Annotated in this window: 15 protein-coding genes and 1 tRNA gene; 3 read left to right on the forward strand and 13 right to left on the reverse strand. The window is 62.5% G+C overall.

The genetic code is table 11. From position 1 onward, the window contains the following. Positions 1-159 precede the first annotated feature (159 nt). The 12 genes from ACK5L9_RS11590 to gatC all read right to left on the reverse strand — a co-directional run bounded on the left by ACK5L9_RS11590 (position 160) and on the right by gatC (position 12850). Complete coding sequence (locus tag ACK5L9_RS11590; RefSeq protein ID WP_416911620.1) at positions 160-2241, reverse strand: ATP-binding protein; 2082 nt, start codon at positions 2239-2241, stop codon at positions 160-162. An 81-nt stretch (positions 2242-2322) separates the two neighbouring features. Beyond that, positions 2323-3474 (reverse strand): RsmB/NOP family class I SAM-dependent RNA methyltransferase, encoded by a 1152-nt coding sequence (locus ACK5L9_RS11595; RefSeq protein WP_416911621.1) that lies wholly within the window; start codon positions 3472-3474, stop codon positions 2323-2325. 60 nt (positions 3475-3534) lie between these two features. Next, a complete protein-coding gene (locus ACK5L9_RS11600) occupies positions 3535-4095 on the reverse strand; it encodes a hemerythrin domain-containing protein (protein WP_416911622.1) in 561 nt (186 codons plus the stop codon). After that, positions 4092-5045, reverse strand: coding sequence for an ABC transporter permease (locus ACK5L9_RS11605; RefSeq protein WP_416911623.1), 954 nt, complete (start codon positions 5043-5045; stop codon positions 4092-4094). Before ACK5L9_RS11605 ends, ACK5L9_RS11600 begins: the two co-directional genes overlap by 4 nt. A 5-nt stretch (positions 5046-5050) precedes the next feature. After that, the gene (locus tag ACK5L9_RS11610) at positions 5051-6322 is read right to left on the reverse strand and encodes an ABC transporter permease (RefSeq protein ID WP_416911624.1); all 1272 of its coding nucleotides are present in this window, start codon (positions 6320-6322) and stop codon (positions 5051-5053) included. 58 nt (positions 6323-6380) lie between these two features. Beyond that, the gene (locus ACK5L9_RS11615) at positions 6381-7460 is read right to left on the reverse strand and encodes an ABC transporter substrate-binding protein (protein ID WP_416911625.1); all 1080 of its coding nucleotides are present in this window, start codon (positions 7458-7460) and stop codon (positions 6381-6383) included. 106 nt (positions 7461-7566) lie between these two features. Then, positions 7567-8637 (reverse strand): ABC transporter substrate-binding protein, encoded by a 1071-nt coding sequence (locus ACK5L9_RS11620; protein ID WP_416911626.1) that lies wholly within the window; start codon positions 8635-8637, stop codon positions 7567-7569. 83 nt (positions 8638-8720) lie between these two features. Then, positions 8721-9824, reverse strand: coding sequence for an ABC transporter ATP-binding protein (locus tag ACK5L9_RS11625; protein ID WP_416911627.1), 1104 nt, complete (start codon positions 9822-9824; stop codon positions 8721-8723). A gap of 143 nt (positions 9825-9967) precedes the next feature. Next, positions 9968-10696 carry an N-acetylmuramoyl-L-alanine amidase gene (locus ACK5L9_RS11630; RefSeq protein WP_416911628.1) on the reverse strand — a complete coding sequence of 243 codons (729 nt, stop codon included), beginning with the start codon at positions 10694-10696 and terminating at the stop codon, positions 9968-9970. Then, positions 10650-11042: a hypothetical protein gene (locus tag ACK5L9_RS11635; protein ID WP_416911629.1), complete on the reverse strand. Its 393-nt coding sequence runs from the start codon at positions 11040-11042 to the stop codon at positions 10650-10652. Before ACK5L9_RS11635 ends, ACK5L9_RS11630 begins: the two co-directional genes overlap by 47 nt. Before the next feature lie 39 nt (positions 11043-11081). After that, positions 11082-12566 (reverse strand): Asp-tRNA(Asn)/Glu-tRNA(Gln) amidotransferase subunit GatA, encoded by a 1485-nt coding sequence (gatA, locus tag ACK5L9_RS11640; RefSeq protein WP_416911630.1) that lies wholly within the window; start codon positions 12564-12566, stop codon positions 11082-11084. Further along, positions 12563-12850 carry an Asp-tRNA(Asn)/Glu-tRNA(Gln) amidotransferase subunit GatC gene (gene gatC / locus ACK5L9_RS11645; protein ID WP_416911631.1) on the reverse strand — a complete coding sequence of 96 codons (288 nt, stop codon included), beginning with the start codon at positions 12848-12850 and terminating at the stop codon, positions 12563-12565. Before gatC ends, gatA begins: the two co-directional genes overlap by 4 nt. Before the next feature lie 84 nt (positions 12851-12934). Here gatC and ACK5L9_RS11650 point away from each other — a divergent pair, with 84 nt between their 5' ends. The 3 genes from ACK5L9_RS11650 to ACK5L9_RS11660 all read left to right on the forward strand — a co-directional run bounded on the left by ACK5L9_RS11650 (position 12935) and on the right by ACK5L9_RS11660 (position 15467). Next, entirely contained in the window at positions 12935-13885 is a 951-nt protein-coding gene (locus ACK5L9_RS11650; RefSeq protein WP_416911633.1) for an AEC family transporter, read from the forward strand. A gap of 108 nt (positions 13886-13993) precedes the next feature. Next, positions 13994-14068 (forward strand) — tRNA-Glu (locus tag ACK5L9_RS11655). A gap of 160 nt (positions 14069-14228) precedes the next feature. Beyond that, positions 14229-15467 (forward strand): tyrosine-type recombinase/integrase, encoded by a 1239-nt coding sequence (locus ACK5L9_RS11660; protein ID WP_416911634.1) that lies wholly within the window; start codon positions 14229-14231, stop codon positions 15465-15467. Between the two features lie 592 nt (positions 15468-16059). Here the strand turns inward: ACK5L9_RS11660 and ACK5L9_RS11665 are convergent. Next, on the reverse strand, positions 16060-16608 hold a 549-nt coding region (locus ACK5L9_RS11665), incomplete at its 5' end, for an IS66 family transposase (protein ID WP_416911635.1).

Below are 16608 nucleotides of genomic sequence, written 5' to 3' on the forward strand. Positions count from 1 at the left end.
CGCTTTCTGGAAGACCGGCTTGACTGCGCGATCGAGTTGCCCCGCATCAACGTGCCCCCGCCGGTCGATGTCAGCCTGACCGCCGATGCCGAGCACCGGCTGCGCGCGGCCATGGCCGACGACATCTCACTGTATCGAACGCTTGTCTGACCCGTCGCCTCAATGCAGCGTCGGTGGAAGGCTGTCTGTCATCAATTGCCGCGCCACAGTCTGCGTCAGTTCAACCAGCGTAAAGGGTTTCGCCAAGAATACCGAATTTGGCACGGGAACATGGCCTTCACCAAAAATGTCCTCGGTATAGCCCGACATGAAGATCACTCTTGTACCGGGACGGTGTTGCAGGGCCGAATTGACCCAGCTTGGCCCATCCATTCCTGGCATGACCACATCGGTCACGAACACATCGACATGCAGCCGCCCATCGGCCAGCAGGTGCAGCGCCGCCTCGGCGCTGTCAGCCTCGCGCACGTCGTATCCCTTGAGCTTCAGCGCGCGGGCCGCGAAAGCACGAACCGGGGCCTCGTCCTCGACCAGCAGGATGGTTGCAGGGCGATCCGCCTCGATTTCGGGCATGGCCGCCGATTGCGCCGCCGCTACACCCTCATACGCAGGAAAATACAGGGAAAAACAGGTTCCCTTTCCCGGCGTGCTTTCACAGAAAATATAACCGCCGGTCTGTTTGACGATACCATAGGCCGTTGACAGCCCAAGACCCGTTCCTTCACCTGTCCGCTTGGTCGTGTAAAATGGTTCGAAAATCTTCTCAAGATTGTTCGGTTCGATCCCGCAACCTTCGTCACGCACCTCGATGCGGACATAATCGCCGCGTGCCAGCATGGCCCTGCCCTGCTGCAACGGCTGGGACAGGTGCAGGTTTTCGGTACGGACCGAGATATCCCCACCCTCGGGCATGGCATCGCGGGCATTGACAACAAGGTTCATGATCACCTGTTCAAGCTGGCGCTTGTCAGCGCGGATCGATTTCAGGGCGGCATCGTGGGTGATGGTCAGGCCGACGCGTTCGCCGACCAATCGGTTCAGAAGATGCGTCAGGTCCGACAGCGTGTCGCGCAGGCTCAGCGTTTCCAGCTTCAGCGTCTGCTTGCGCGAAAAGGCCAGCAACTGCCCGACCAGCGCAGCCGCACGATTTGCGTTCTGGCTGATCTGGTCGAGATCGGCAAAATCCGGGTCGTTCTTGTCATGCCGCAGCATCAGCAGATCGCAATGCCCGCTGATCGCGGTCAGCAAGTTGTTGAAATCATGGGCGACGCCGCCCGCCAACTGCCCGATGGCCTGCATCTTCTGGCTTTGGACGAATTGAGCCTCCAGCGTTTTCAGGGCGCTGGCATCGGTCAGAACCGCAAGCAACGAACCGCGCAGCGACGGATCGACGGCCAGCGTGACCTGAAAATAGCGGTCCCGCCCCTCGCCACCGCGAAAGCGCAGCATTTCCGCCCGCCCGTCGGCACGTCCGGCGACGATATCGGCAATCCAGTCGCCAACGGGACGACCGGGGCCTTCCAGCAGGCTGCCCAGATGCGGCTGCGCGTCGCCGCTCAGCCGACCGTCCAACAGGTTCCGCGCCGCAACATTGGCGCGCCGGACATGCCCGTCCGCCGCCACCCGCAGCAACGCGACAGGAACCAGATCAAAATCATCCATGTCATCCTGATCGCCGTCCAGCGATGCGGCAAGCTGGATTTCCTTCGCCTCGTCACTCGGACGCAGATAGGACCAGACCTGCAACGGAGCATCGCAGGCGCGGTTCAGTGCCAGTACATCGCCGCTGGCAAGCTGAAGTTCGGCAAACCCGTTGCAGGCGGCGCGGTTGGACAGGTCGGTCAGCGCGCCTGCCGCATCCGCGCGCAGCCGCGACAGAAGCGAGACGATGCCAACCCCCAGAACATCGCCAAATTCGTTGCTTGCCGGTTCGTTCTGATACAGGACCAGCCCGTCCGCATCGCAGATCCAGATCGGTTCGGGCGCCGCAGCAACCTCGCCCCGAATGGCAGCAAGCGCGCGGCGGCCGGACAGGTTCTGCATCGCGTGCCGCAGGGCGATGGCCCCACCCAGCAGATACCACGCCACCGCCACGGTCGAAAACAGAACCGCCACCATGCCGCCCGTATTTCCCGGAGAAATCAACAAAATGGCAGCCCCGATCAGCGTCGGCAGCAGCAGAACGGGAACAGCCGACAACGCACCGCGCTGCACCCGCCCGTGATCGTCCAGATAAGCCATGCGAATCGCCCTTTCCGCCATCTCACGCCCCTGACCTAGACCCTGATCCTTTAACATCAGGTTAAGGACGAACAAATCAAACTACAACTTGGGATTGTTCTTCAAGACCGACAGGAAAAATCCGTCACTGGCGGAAAGTGAAGTCCAAAGATGTCGTTGAACCTGAGAAAATGAGGGGTTTTCAGCAAGAAAGTCGCTGATCCGGGCGTCATTTTCGGGCCGCAGAAACGAGCAGGTCATATAGCACAAATACCCGTCGGGCGCGACCAGCGGCGCCACCTGTGACAAGATTCGTGCCTGTATTGTCAGCAGACGATCCAGCGCAGCCGCATCGAAGCGCCATTTCGCATCGGGCGTACGCCGCCACGTCCCTGTCCCTGAACAGGGCACATCGGCAATGACAAGCTGATAATGCCCCTGCGGGCGCGATACGGGATCGATCCGCGCCCCGGCACGCCGCGCCCGGACCGGAAGATCCGACATGCGCGACGGGTCGGCATCATGCGCGAACAACCGAAGGCGCGGCTGTTGCGCGGCAAGGGCCAGGGATTTTCCGCCTCCGCCGGCGCAGTAATCCAGTACCCTGTCCCCTTCGGCCAAAGGCAGCGCGGCGCAGGCCAGTTGCGGCGACAGATCCTGCAACTCGACCAGCCCCTCGCGATAGGCGCGGCTGGCATTGACGCGGCGTTCGCCCCGGCTTACGCGCAGCGCTGTGGCAAGCTGCGGCGATGGCTGAACCTCGATGCCGTCCGTGGCAAGCATCGCGACCGCCTCGGCCGTATCGCCGCGCAGCGCGTTGACGCGCAGCCAGACCGGCGCACGGTCGCGCATCGCATCGGCGATCCGGTCAGCCTCGGCACCAAGAGAGGCGCGCCACAACGGGACGATCCAATCGGGAATGTCCGGCACGGTGCCAGTGCCCGGAACGCGCTCGGCTGGGGTCAGGGGCGCGGGCGCGTAGCCCTCGCCCGTGAAAACCGTGTCCGGATCCTGCCCGTTGTCGCGGCTGAGGCCGATCATCAGCCCCCTGCCGCTCAGCGCACCGCCAAGCGACGCAAGGCTGTTGCGGCGACGCAGTGCCTGAAAGACCAGATCGCGGACTGCGGCGCGGTCGCCAGACCCGGCAAAGCGGCTGGCGCGCGACCAGCGCAGCAGGGCCTGTTCAGCCGGTGCGCCCTGCAAAACCTGATCAAGAATTCCGATGGCCGTGGCCACATGGGCCGCCGGAGTCATGTTTCCATCCTTCCCGGCCGGTCGTGACCGCCCGCAGAGTCCGGGCTTCGTGCCCCGGCGCTACAAACGAATGTCATGGGCGGCCAGCGCGTCGGCAAGTTCAGATTCTTCATAGCCGAAATGCGACCGGATCGCCCGGTCCAGCGCCCGAAAACGCGTTGCACATTCCGCGAATTGATCAGCCGTTCCCTCGTGCAACAGTGCAATTGCCGCCTCGCGCAGCGCGCCGATCAGATCGTGGATCACCTGATGTTCGGCCACAAGCCGGTCGATCACCCGTCGCAAAAGGGGGTCGGCGCGGTCCATCAGGGCGGGAAACATCCACTGTTCCTCGATATTGTGGTGGTCCTGCAACACGACGCATTCCCGGCCGCAGACCGTTCCGAACATCGACAGGTTGCGCGTCAGGTTCATCCCCTCTATCGCCCCGGCCAGCTTTGCAGAACGGTCCTGCCCGGCCTCGATCCGTGTCAGCAGTTCCGCGACCGTCGCCATCTCGCCGCGATACATGTCGTGGATCAGCGCCAGCCTCTGGCCCCGCGCGCGCTGCACGGGCGACAGACCCGGATAGTCCGGCGCGCGCGGACGGGCAGCCTCGTCTTCCAGTTCCCGCGGAGTCATCGGGGCGTCACACCCCGGATCCGTTCGGATCGGCGGCGCAGCAATTCGACGGTGGCCAAAAGCGTGATCGAAAACACGACCAGCAGCGTCGCCACCGCCAGAATGGCCGGGCTGATCTGTTCGCGGATACCGTTCCACATCTGCCGGGGAATGGTCTGCTGATCGGGACCGGCGATGAACAGGACCGCCACCACCTCGTCGAACGAGGTTACATAGGCGAACAGCGCGCCCGAAATCACGCCGGGCAGGATCAGCGGCATGGTTACGCGGAAAAACGTCGTGCGCGGATTCGCCCCAAGGCTGGCCGCCGCCCGGTTCAGCGACTGATCAAAGCCCACCAGCGTGGCCGTCACGGTAATGATCACGAACGGGATCCCCAGCGTGGCATGTGCCAGGATCACCCCCAGATAGGTGCCCGCCAGCCGCCCGCAATTGCCCGACAGCCCGAAATAGGTCAGCAGCTCGCAGGGGTTCGAATAAAAGAAGAACATTCCCGTCGCGGTAATGATCAGCGGCACGATCATGGGCGAGATCAGGATCGCCATGATCGCCCGGCGAAACGGCATTTCCGGGCGCGACAGGCCAAGGGCAGCAAGCGTGCCCAGAACCGTCGCCAGAATGGTCGAAAAGAACCCGATGATGATCGAGTTCTTGGCCGCCTTGACCCATTTCGCATTCGCCCAGGCATCGGCCCACCAGGACGCGTCGCGCGGCGCACCGGGATGGACCATGCCAAAGGTCAGCAGGCTGTCATACCAGCGCAGGCTGTACCCGTCAGGGTCAAGGCTCCGCATCTTTTCGGTGAAGGTGAAATAGGGTTCCGCGTTGAAAGACAGCGGGATGATCACGATGATCGGCGCGATCAGGAAAAAGAAGATCAACGCGCAGATCGTCAGATAGGCATAGTGCCAGGCGCGTTCCAGAGGGCTTGCATAGGACGGAACAGCCATGTCGATTATCCCAGCTTCAGGTTGTCGATGCCCACCAGCCTGTCATACAGCCAGTAGAGGACCAGAACCGCACCCAGAAGCAGCGCGGCCAGCGCCGCCGCCATGGACCAGTTCAGCGTGTCGGTCATATGCAGCGCGATCATGTTCGAGATAAGCTGCCCTGACGATCCTCCGACCAGCGCGGGGGTGATGTAATAGCCCACGGCCAGAATGAACACCAGCAACGCCCCTGCCCCCAGACCCGGCAGGGTCTGCGGGAAATAGACCCGGCGAAAGGCGGTCCAGCTTGTTGCGCCAAGCGAGCGCGCGGCACGCACATAGGACGGGTTGATCGTCCGCATCACCGAATATAGCGGCAGGATCATGAAAGGCAGCAGGATATGTGTCATCGCGATGATCGTGCCCGTCTGGTTATAGATCATCTGCAACCGCTGGCCATTGCCGATCACGCCCAGCCAGACAAGAATGTCGTTGATCACACCCTGCTGTTGCAGCAGCACCATCCAGCTTGTCGTGCGGACCAGCAACGAGGTCCAGAAGGGCAGCAGCACAAGAATCATCAGCAGGTTCGATTTCCGCATCGGCAGTGTCGCCAGCAGATGCGCCACAGGAAAGCCCAGAACAAATGTCAGCCCGGTGATCAGCAGCGACAGCCAGAAGGTGCGCATGAACAGCATGATATAGACACGCTGCTTTTCCGGTACCTGCTGCACGCTGCCATCTTCGGCGCGGGTGCGGTCCAGCGCGGCAAGGTAGAAATTACCCGTCACCGGCGAGGCCGCCTCGCGCATGGCGTTCCACAGCGCCGGGTTTTCCCAGCCCTTGCTGATCCCGAGCAGCGTGTCGCGATAGGGCGGCTCGACCCCGCCCCGGACCTTGCGCCCGGTCGAGGTGAACAGCGACCGCGTCCCCGCCAGATCATAGTTGATCCGCGTGCCCACCACCCCGATCGTCCGCGCCCCGGCCGAAGCGGTCAGGTCATTGGCCAGCGCCTGCCACGCCGCGTCGTCGGGTTCGGTGCCGCGCGGATGTTCGGCGAACCAGACCGAGATCTGCGGCATGTTTTTCGAAAAACCGTCATTATAGAACGACCGCTGCAACATCTGCCCGATGGGAAACACAAAGGTCAGCAGCACAAAGGCCAGCAAAGGCAGCACCAGCATAAACGCCCGCCGCCGCGCCTGCGCCTGCGATTTCGCAAGGGCTCGGGTCAGCGGCTGCCCGTCGGCAGTTGTCAGCGGCGCATCGGTTGCAAGCGGATCGGAAGCGTTCGCCATGAAATCCCCGGTCGTCTGAAGCCGCCGCCCCGCATCTGCGAGGCGGCAGCGTTACGCGTCAGGAGGCGGCCAGCCAGCTATTGAACTGCTCGGACAGTTCGGCATCGTGGTCGGCCCAGAATTCCGCATCGTCCATCACGGCGGATTTCAAATTCTCGGGATTGGTTGGCATATGCGGTGCCATTTCGGTCTTGCCGTCCTTGTACAGCCCGACCAGAGCAGCCGAGGATTTCCGTGCCGGACCATAGGCGATGTATTTCGCCTGATCGGCCAGCCGCTGCGTATCGGTGGCGAATTTCAGGTATTCCATCGCGGCCTCGGGGTTGGGCGCACCTTTGGGAATGGCAAACACATCCACGTCCAGGTACTGACCGTCCCAGATCATCTGGAAGGGTTTGCCCTCGCCGACAATGGCGTCGAAGAAACGACCGTTATAGCCGGTCGTCATCACGACCTCGCCATCGGCCAGCAGTTGCACGGGCTGCGCGCCGGCCTCCCACCAGACGACATCCTTCTTGATCGTGTCCAGCTTGGCGAATGCCTGATCCACGCCCTCGGGCGTGTTGAGCTTGTCATAGATCTGATCGGCGGGGACGCCATCGGCGATCAGCGCCAGATACAGCGTGCGCTTTGGGGACTTGGGCAGGCCGCGCTTGCCGGGGAACTTTTCCAGATCAAAAAAATCCGCTGCCGTCATCGGCGGATTGTCCCCGTATTTCGTCGTGTCATAGGCGATGGCGGTGCCCCAGAAGATATTGGCAACCGCGCATTCCTGCAACGCGCCATCAATGAAATCCTCGGATGCGGGGGTGCCGTCGGGCGCGGCGGGCAGGTCGTCGGGATTGATTTCAAGCAGCGCCCCCTCGTCGCACAGGCGGATCGCGTCCGACACTGTGATGTCGAACACATCGCCAGTGATGTTATTCGCCTCGATCTGCGCTTTCAGCGGCGTGGCCGGGTCGTCTGCGGCGAGCATGTTGACCTTGATGCCGGTCTTATCCGAGAAGGGCTTGTTATACGCCTCGACCTGGGACACCTCGTAGGCACCGCCCCAGGACACGACATTGACCTCGCCATCAGCCAGCGCGACCGAAGCGATACCGGCGAATGCGGTGGTCAGGATCAGTGTTTTTCTCATTCTTGGACTCCTGTTGGAATGACCGGAAATTGCAACCGGTGCTTTTCCGGCTCGCCAGGGACGAACCGGCGGCATGCGGACGGGGCCAACCCCGCCCGCACTTTCATCAGCCGGCAAGCCAGCCATTGAAACGTTCATTCAGTTCAGCGTCGTGATCGACCCAGAAATCCAGGTTCGAACCAAGCGCATTGGTCATGTTCGCATCATAGGTCGGCAGGTTCGGGCCCATCGGCTGATCCGAACCCTCGACATTGCCGACCAGAGCGGCGGCCGAGCGGCGCGGAGGACCATAGCTGATAAATTCCGCCGCGCGGGCCTGCGGCTTGGGCGACGTGGACCAGGCGACGAATTTCATCGCGTCATCCTTGTTCGGCGCGCCCTTTGGCACAACCCAGCCTTCCATCTCATAGATCTGGCCGTCCCAGATGATCTTGAACGGCTTGCCCTCGTCATGCGCGGCATTGAAAATCCGGCCATTAAAAGCAAAGGCCATCGTGACCTCGCCATCGGCAAGCAATTGCGGGGGCTGCGCGCCGGCTTCCCACCAGATCACATCAGACTTGATGCTGTCCAGCTTGGCAAAGGCGCGGTCCACCCCCTCGGGCGTGCCCAGAACCTCATAGATCTGATCGACGGGAACGCCATCGGCCATCAGCGCCAGTTCAAGATTGAATTTCGCGCCCTTGCGCATGGTGCGCTTGCCGGGGAATTTCTCAAGATCGAAGAAATCGGCAGGCGTCGCGGGCTTGGCATCGGGGAATTTGCTGTCGTCGAAGGCCAGTACCATCGAATAGACATCGGTGCCCACAAAGCAATCGGTGATCGCGCCGTCGATGAAATCATCGGTCGCGGGCGTGCCGTCATCAGCCGGGGTCAATATCGAGGCGTCGATGGTTTCCAACAGCCCCTCGTCGCACAGACGCACCGCGTCGGCATATTCGACCGAGGCGACATCCGAGGACACGTTGCCCGCCTCGACCATGGCCTTGATCGGCGTGGCCGGATTGTCGGAATCGGCCATGACGACCTTGATACCGGTTTCGGCCTCGAAGGGCTTCACATAGGCTTCCAGATGGCTGTTGCCATAGGCACCGCCCCAGGACAGCAGGTTCACATCCGCCAGAACCGGCGTGGACAACAACGCCATGGCCGTGGAAAGTGTCAGTAGTCTTTTCATTCAAAGCTCCTTCGTGCTCAGACTCATCATACTCTGAAAGCAACCCGAAAGCAGCCAGCCGGTACGGCGTCGGCCGCGCGGGTTCATATCCGGTCCAGCGCGCGCGCATCCTGCGGGTGCCAGCCGATGCGGATTTTCTGACCCGCCGACAACCGCGTCTGCCCGATCGTGTTGCGATATTTCATCACGAACGAATCGCTGCCCGCGACGCGCAGCCGGGTCCGCAGGATGTCGCCCATATAAACGACCTCCAGCACCTCGGCCTCGACCGTATGCGCGCCCGCAGGCATCAGTTCGGCCTTGAACTCTACGCGTTCGGGCCGGATCGACACGGTGGTTTGCTGCCCGACTTCGCGGATATTGACCGGCGTGGCGTCGATCACCTCGCCATTGGCCAGCCTGACCAGCGCGCTGTCGTCGTGCAGCTTTTCGATGGTCCCCGGCAGCGCATTGTTTTCACCGATGAATCCGGCGACGAAACTGTTTTCAGGCTGTTCGTAAAGCTGGCTGGGCGAAGCAAGCTGCTGGATGCGGCCATCGTTGAACACCGCGATCCGGTCGGACATGGTCAGCGCCTCGCCCTGATCATGGGTCACGTAAACAACCGTGATTCCAAGCTGTTCGTGCAGATGCTTGATCTCGAACTGCATATGCTCACGCAATTGTTTGTCCAGCGCGCCAAGTGGTTCGTCCATCAGCACAAGCTGCGGGTCAAAGACCAGCGCGCGGGCCAGCGCGATGCGCTGCTGCTGACCACCGGACAGTTGCGCCGGGCGGCGGTTGGCAAAGGCACCCATCTGCACCATGTCGAGCGCGCGCTTGACCCGCCCGGCCCGTTCAGATTTGCCCATCCCACGCACTTCCAGCGGAAAGGACAGGTTCTCGCCCACGGTCATATGCGGGAACAGGGCATAGTTCTGAAACACCATGCCGATACCGCGTTTATGCGGGGGTACCTGATTGATCGGGCGGCCATCCAGCCGAATCTCTCCATGAGTCGCGGTCTCGAACCCGGCCAGCATCATCAGGCAGGTTGTCTTACCGGACCCGGACGGTCCCAGCATGGTCAGAAATTCGCCCTTGCTGATCGTCAGGTTAAGGTCTTTGACGACAAGAATCTGGCCGTCATAGCTTTTCTGCACGTGTTCAAACGCAACGAATGCGTCACCGGAACTGTTGTCCAGCAATGGGCGCTCTCCCTATATTGTATTATCGTTCAGCGCCAGCCAAGGTTAAACGCCGTAGCCAAGCAATATCAACACCGTTTCCGACATTTCTTGCTCACAATCGGACACCAACAGGACATTTTCCGCAGCAAAGGGATCGCGACTCATCCGCGCGGGGCAGCAGCGAATAAAGTTGCCGCAGCGGCAGCGACCCGGCGGTCCTGCCCGCATTCCCCACCCTGAGCCCAGGGCCGGAAGCGCAAGCGAAAAGCCGCAAGGCGGATTGCTGGATCGGCAGCGGGATAGCCGATGGCGTCCAGACTGGCCTCCAGCGGTAATTCCCTGGGCGTGGCACAGGGCCACAGGGCCAGACCCTGACGTGCCAACCCCTCCCAGTCGAAGCGCGGACCGGGATCGGACTTGCGGTCAGGGGCCATGTCGGAATGACCTATCACCCCCGCCGGCCCGATTCGCCAACGCGCCATGATCTGCGCCACCAGCACAGCCACCGCATCCATCTGCCGCGCGGGAAAGGGCCGGTCGCCGGGATTGACGATCTCGATGCCGATGCTGCGCGAATTCACATCCTCGCGCCCCTGCCAAGCCCCTGCCCCCGCATGCCATGCGCGACGGCCCTCGGGGACCAACGCCTCGGTCCGTCCATCCTCGGACACCAGCCAATGCGCGCTGACCTCGGCCAGCGGATCGCACAACCGTTCCCGCGCCGCCGTGGCGCTGGCCATGCCCGTATAGTGCAAAACGATCAGTTCCGGCCGCTGCCCGCGCCGGTCGCCATGATTGGGCGAGGGATAATCCCCCCGGCCCGGATCACGGATTTTCGTCACACTATAGTCGGGGCGAGGCGGCGCGGCCCGTTCCCGCACCGTAACCATCCGTACCCTGCAATTCCGGCGGAACCAGTTCAGTCGGCTGGCCAGACTTTGGCGCGGCAACCTTGGGCTGAATGCGCGTGGCGCGACCATCCGCGCCCACCACAAGCCCCTTGCTGGGCGGAGCGGCAACAGGCGTCGTTCCGGCGATATCGGCCCCCGTAGGTGCCTGTGTCGGCAGCACGACGGGAATAACCTCGGGCGAAGCGCCATTATTGACCAGTGCCAGTTCCCGCTGGACCCGGTAATCGGAATAGCGCCCCGAATCCCACATGTAATTCGGGTTCCAGCCCTGATTCTCGCCGCAGGCGGCCAAGCCAAGCACCGCAATCAACATCCAGCCGCGCATCGAATACCCCTCGCTCGAATAACCTTTTCGCAGGAAAGCCTACCACCAGCGTTCAGGCTTGGCCAGAAATCCTGCGGCGCTTTCCAGAACCATGGCCTGATTCAGCAGATCGCCCTCGGCGAAAGGCCGCCCGATCAGTTGCAGACCCAGCGGCAACCCCTGCTTGTCCAGCCCCACCGGAACCGAGATTCCCGGCAGCCCCGCCAGATTCAGCGTCACCGTAAAGACGTCGTTCAGATACATCTTCACCGGATCGGCATCATCCATCGCCCCAAGGGCGAAGGCAGCGGAAGGCGTGGTCGGTGCCAGGATCGCGTCGATGCCATCGGCATAGGCATTGTCGAAATCGCGCTTGATCAACGCGCGGACCTTGCGGGCGCGGTTGTAATAGGCGTCGTAAAAGCCCGCCGACAGCACATAGGTGCCGATCATGATACGGCGCTGAACCTCGGGGCCGAACCCTTCGGCGCGGGTCTTTTCATACATCCCGACGATACCGTCGCCCTGACCCAGCCTTGCCCGCCGCCCGTAACGCACCCCATCATAACGGGCCAGATTCGACGATGCCTCGGCCGGCGCGATCACGTAATAGGCCGGCAGCGCATATTTCGTATGCGGCAGGCTGATATCGACAATTTCGGCCCCCGCGTCGCGCAGCATGTCAGCACCTTTCTGCCACAGCGCCGCGATCTCGTCCGGCATGCCATCGACGCGGTATTCGCGCGGGATGCCGATCTTTTTGCCGCGAATGTCGCCTGTCAGCGCGGCCTCATAGTCGGGCACCGGAATATCGGCGCTGGTCGAATCCCTGTCATCGACCGAGGCCATCGCCCCCAGCATGATCGCCGCGTCGCGCACGGTTGTCGTGATCGGCCCGGCCTGATCCAGCGACGAGGCATAGGCGATCACCCCCCAGCGGCTGACCCGGCCATAGGTAGGACGCAACCCGACCGTGCCCGTAAAGGACGCGGGCTGGCGGATCGAGCCGCCGGTATCCGTCGCCGTCGCACCAAGGCACAACCCCGCCGCCACCGCCGCTGCCGACCCGCCCGAGGATCCGCCCGCCGTTCGGCTGACACCATCCGCCGCCCGCCACGGATTGACGGTCGCGCCATAGGTGCTGTGCTCGGTGGACGAACCCATGCCGAACTCGTCCATGTTCAGCTTGCCCAGCATGACCGCACCGGCATCCCACAGGTTCTGCGTCACCGCCGATTCATATTCGGGCCGGAACCCCTCAAGAATGCGGCTTGCCGCCTGCGAGGGCACGCCCTGCACGCAGAACAGATCCTTCACGCCGACCGGAATCCCGGTCATCGCAACCGCCTCTCCGGCCTTGATCCGCCGGTCGGCATCCGCCGCCATGCGCCGCGCCATGTCCGGCGTGTTGTGCACAAAGGCATTCAGCGCCCCGGCCCCCTCGATCGCAGCAAGGCATGCCTCGGTCAGCTCGACGGCGGTTACATCGCCCCCGACCAGTGCGTCACGCGCGTCGGCGATGGTCAATTCGTTCAGATCGCTCATTCCACCACCTTCGGGACGGCAAAGAACCCTTCGCGCGCGTCGGGCGCATTGGCCAGGATCCGGTCCTGAATGCCGCCCGCAGTCACGACATCCTCGCGCCGCTTGAGGCGCATCGGCGTCACACCGGTCATCGGCTCGACGCCTTCGACATCCACTTCATTCAACTGCTCCATGAATTGCAGGATGCCGCTCAGCTCGCGCGCAAGCGCGGGCAGCGCCTCGTCCTCGACCGCGATCCGCGCGAGATGCGCGACCTTGCGGGCCTCGTCCTGGGTGATCGACATGGCTTTTCCTTTCGCTTGCGCGCGGTTTACAAGTCTGTGCGCGGGGCCGCAAGCGGGCCGCGCCCGACGATGACGGAGACGCCGATGCAAGCCGCCCTCTCGATCCTGCCGGTGATCGCGCTGGTCGCCCTGGGATATGCCGCCCGCCGATGGAACATCATCGCCCCGCAGAACTGGCCGGGGGTCGAGCAACTGGGCTTTCGCCTGATGTTCCCCGCGATCCTGCTGACCTCGGTCTACCGGTCCGAACTGTCAATGGGTGCCCTTGGCCCCTATATCGCCGCCATCTCGCTGGCCTTCGGGGCGACGGGGCTGGCAGCGATCCTGACGCGCGGGCCGCTGCGGCTGAACAATCCGCGCTTCACCTCGATGTTTCAGGGGGCGATGCGGTTCAATTCGCTGCTGGTGCTGGCTGTTGCGGCGCAGGGGCTGGGTCCGCAGGCGCTCAGCGATCTGGCGGTGGCGATGGCCTTTCTGATCCCGGTGTTCAACGTCTCGGCCATCGTCGCCCTGACCATGTTCCCCCCCGAGGACGACCGTTCCGCCCCGCGCCCCGGTCGTGCCGCCAGCACCCGCCGGATCCTGGCCGAGGTGATCCGCAACCCGCTGGTCCTGGGCTGTGCGGCGGGGCTGGCCCTGAATATCGGCAACGTGAACCTGCCCGTCTGGGTGGTGTCACCGCTGGACTGGCTGGGACAGGGCGCGCTGGCAGTGGGGCTGATGTCTGTCGGCGCCGGAATCGAGATCAGGCGCCTGTGGCAGCATAACCCCGCCGTCTGGATCGGCGTGGTGATGCGGCTGGCCATGTGCCCGCTGTTGTTCCTGCTGATTGCGCTGGCCATGTCCCTTCCCGGCGGCCAGATCGCCTCGGGCCTGCTGCTGACCGCTGCGCCGGGATCTTCGGTCGGTTACATCCTCGCCCGGCAGATGGGAGGCGATGCGGAATTCTACGCCGACATGTTCACCTGGCAAACGGTCCTGGCCGCGCTGACCCTGCCCGCCTGGCTGATTCTGGCCGGAATTCCGACGGGCTGACAAGCCGTCGAAAAAATCGGCCCACGCCCGAATTTTCCCCCTTGCACCCCGCACCGCCCTCGCCTAAACACCGCCCACGCCGCCGGACAGACCGGCACAGCGAAAAGTGGCCCGTTCGTCTATCGGTTAGGACGCCAGGTTTTCAACCTGGAAAGAGGGGTTCGATTCCCCTACGGGCTGCCAACCTTCCCGTGAGATGCGCCACAACAGATTTTCTGCCTTGGAAAATCGTTATAAATCAATGATCCTAATATCCATGCGTCCAGATGCGTCTCTATGCATCTCTGCGATGTTGGTATCAAATGCTGGTATCGGATTCTTACGTGATACCAACAGGTGACTCATGGCATTGGTCGACACAACCCTGCGGGGCCTGAAGCCCCAGGCAAAACCCAAGAAATACAGCGACGGCGGGGGCCTGTTCCTGTTGGTCAACCCGAATGGATCGAAGCTCTGGCGCTTGGCATACCGCTTTGACGGCAAGCAAAAGACCCTTGCATTCGGGGCCTACCCCACGGTTTCGCTGGCCGACGCCCGCGCGCTGCGGGACCGCGCCAAGAAGGCGCTGGCGGATGGTATCGACCCGGCGAAGCATACCAACATCGACAAGACGGACCACGATACATTTGAGGCAATCGGGCGCGAATGGCTGAAGGCGCAAGAACCGACATGGGCACCCAAGTATGCACCGCAGGTCTTTCGCCAGTTCGAACGCGACGTGTTCCCAGCGCTTGGTAACCGACCCGTCGACGAAATCGAGGCCAGCGAGGTGCTGAAGGTGCTGCGGGCCGTGGAGGCGCGCGGGGCGCAGGACATCGCCAAGCGGCTGCGCCAGAAGATCAGTTCAATCTTCCGCTATGCCATCGCCACGGGACGGGCTAAGCATGACCCTGCCGCCAACCTGAAGGGTGCCCTGAAGCCCCCACCCAAGACGCGCCACATGGCCGCTCTGAGGGCCGCTGACATGCCAACCTTCATGCAGCAGCTGCGCGCATTCGACGGCGACCCCAAGACCGCTCTGGCGCTCGAATTGCTAATCCACACCATGACCCGGACGAACGAAGTTCGTTTCGGGCGCTGGGCGGAAATCGAGGGCGATCTGTGGCGCATCCCGGCTGACAGGATGAAGGCGGGGCGCGACCACATCATTCCCCTGTCCCGGCAGGCCAAGGCGATCCTGGAACGGCTGAAGGCGCTGGCAGGCACATCCGAATGGATAGCCGAAGGGTCACGCGGCAAGCCCATGAGCGAAAACACCATGCTCTTTGCCCTATACCGCATGGGCTACCATAGCCGCGCCACGACGCACGGTTTTCGCTCGACCGCTTCCACCATTCTCAACGAGTCGGAACTCTGGCGGGCAGACGCCATTGAACGCCAGCTTGCCCATGTGCCGCGTGACTCTGTGCGTTCCGCCTACAACGCCGCGTTATATCTGGAAGAACGCACTCGCATGTTGCAATGGTGGAGCGACGCGCTGGATGAATTCGAGGGGGTGGGGCGACCAATGCCCGCAACCAAACAGGGTGCAGCAACAGAAACTGTAAGCGATACCGATCTTTCGGACCTCTTGGGCCTTTAGATGCGCCGTAATTCATCGACCGAGAGACAAGGAGCAACGGTCCTGCGATGCGCGCAAGTTCTGCCCAAACGGAAAGGAATGCTCGAATGGTGGAGTAAGCATATCGAAGCCGCCGCGAAAAGTCAGCCACTGACTTGTCTGAATCCTTCCTACAGATTTTCACATTTTGTGTGAAACATCAAATGCTTGCGAGAATCACACTTACCGTGTATCGTCGCGCTTGTGATCCTGTTCAATTCTGCCGCCAAAGAAGAACAGGGCCACCGGGGACGCAACCCGATGACCCATTTTGGAGCTTACTGTGGTAGAATATAGCAGCAATGCTGACCTTTTCAAGGTCAAACTGATACCGATCTGAGCGATTTGTTCGTAGGCTTCCTGCCCGCACAGGCAGCAAGCGGAATCGCCCCAAGCGACCTGTTCGAGCGAACGCCGCGACCAATGGCTAACGTCGACGTGGCGTTGTCATTGGCAGGCCGAGGACTTGCGGTCTGTCCCGTGCGCCTATGGGGTGATCATGACGGATGGAAGCCGATTGCGGGTTTCAAAGAACTCGCCTCAACGTAAGCGTTCGCAGGTCATCACGATCGTCTTAGCTTGACGGCTTGAAGCTCCATGGCAGGAGGTCGTCGAGGCGGCTTTGTGGATGACCGTTGGCGATGGCGGTGAGCGTGGCCTTGAGGTAGGCGAAGGGTTCGACCCCGTTGATTTTGCAGGTCTCGATGAGGGACGCGATGCGGCCCCATGCGACACCACCTTCGTCGTGACCGGCGAAGAGGGCGTTCTTGCGATTGAGGGCGATGGGTCGGATCAGGTTTTCGACTCTGTTGGAGTCGTTCTCGACGCGGCCGTCGGTCAGGAAGGTCTGCAAGCCGTCCCATTGGTTATGGATGTAGGTCAGCTTTTCGCCCAGCCGGGATTTGGCGGAGATTTTCCGACGCTGCGCCTGTAGCCATTCGCCGAAGGCTGCCACCAGCGGCACAGTGCGAGCCTGACGGGCGGACAGGCGCTGGCCGGGCGAGATGCCGCGGATGTCGGCCTCGACGGCATAGATTTCGGCGATCTGACGCAGGCCCTCGGCGGCAATCTCTGAGCCATCGCGGTCGAAGACCTCCTTCAGCTTGCGCCTGGCATGCGCCCA

It is taken from the genome of Paracoccus sp. (in: a-proteobacteria), from assembly GCF_047973135.1.
Taxonomy (GTDB): domain Bacteria; phylum Pseudomonadota; class Alphaproteobacteria; order Rhodobacterales; family Rhodobacteraceae; genus Paracoccus.

Excerpts from the sequence above, each read along its gene's own strand:
- ACK5L9_RS11590 (WP_416911620.1), bottom strand. The coding sequence starts at position 2,241 with ATGGCTTATCTGGACGATCACGGGCGGGTGCAGCGCGGTGCGTTGTCG.
- ACK5L9_RS11595 (WP_416911621.1), bottom strand. The coding sequence starts at position 3,474 with ATGACTCCGGCGGCCCATGTGGCCACGGCCATCGGAATTCTTGATCAG.
- ACK5L9_RS11600 (WP_416911622.1), bottom strand. The coding sequence starts at position 4,095 with ATGACTCCGCGGGAACTGGAAGACGAGGCTGCCCGTCCGCGCGCGCCG.
- ACK5L9_RS11605 (WP_416911623.1), bottom strand. The coding sequence starts at position 5,045 with ATGGCTGTTCCGTCCTATGCAAGCCCTCTGGAACGCGCCTGGCACTAT.
- ACK5L9_RS11610 (WP_416911624.1), bottom strand. The coding sequence starts at position 6,322 with ATGGCGAACGCTTCCGATCCGCTTGCAACCGATGCGCCGCTGACAACT.
- ACK5L9_RS11615 (WP_416911625.1), bottom strand. The coding sequence starts at position 7,460 with ATGAGAAAAACACTGATCCTGACCACCGCATTCGCCGGTATCGCTTCG.
- ACK5L9_RS11620 (WP_416911626.1), bottom strand. The coding sequence starts at position 8,637 with ATGAAAAGACTACTGACACTTTCCACGGCCATGGCGTTGTTGTCCACG.
- ACK5L9_RS11630 (WP_416911628.1), bottom strand. The coding sequence starts at position 10,696 with ATGGTTACGGTGCGGGAACGGGCCGCGCCGCCTCGCCCCGACTATAGT.
- ACK5L9_RS11635 (WP_416911629.1), bottom strand. The coding sequence starts at position 11,042 with ATGCGCGGCTGGATGTTGATTGCGGTGCTTGGCTTGGCCGCCTGCGGC.
- gatA (WP_416911630.1), bottom strand. The coding sequence starts at position 12,566 with ATGAGCGATCTGAACGAATTGACCATCGCCGACGCGCGTGACGCACTG.
- gatC (WP_416911631.1), bottom strand. The coding sequence starts at position 12,850 with ATGTCGATCACCCAGGACGAGGCCCGCAAGGTCGCGCATCTCGCGCGG.
- ACK5L9_RS11650 (WP_416911633.1), top strand. The coding sequence starts at position 12,935 with ATGCAAGCCGCCCTCTCGATCCTGCCGGTGATCGCGCTGGTCGCCCTG.
- ACK5L9_RS11660 (WP_416911634.1), top strand. The coding sequence starts at position 14,229 with ATGGCATTGGTCGACACAACCCTGCGGGGCCTGAAGCCCCAGGCAAAA.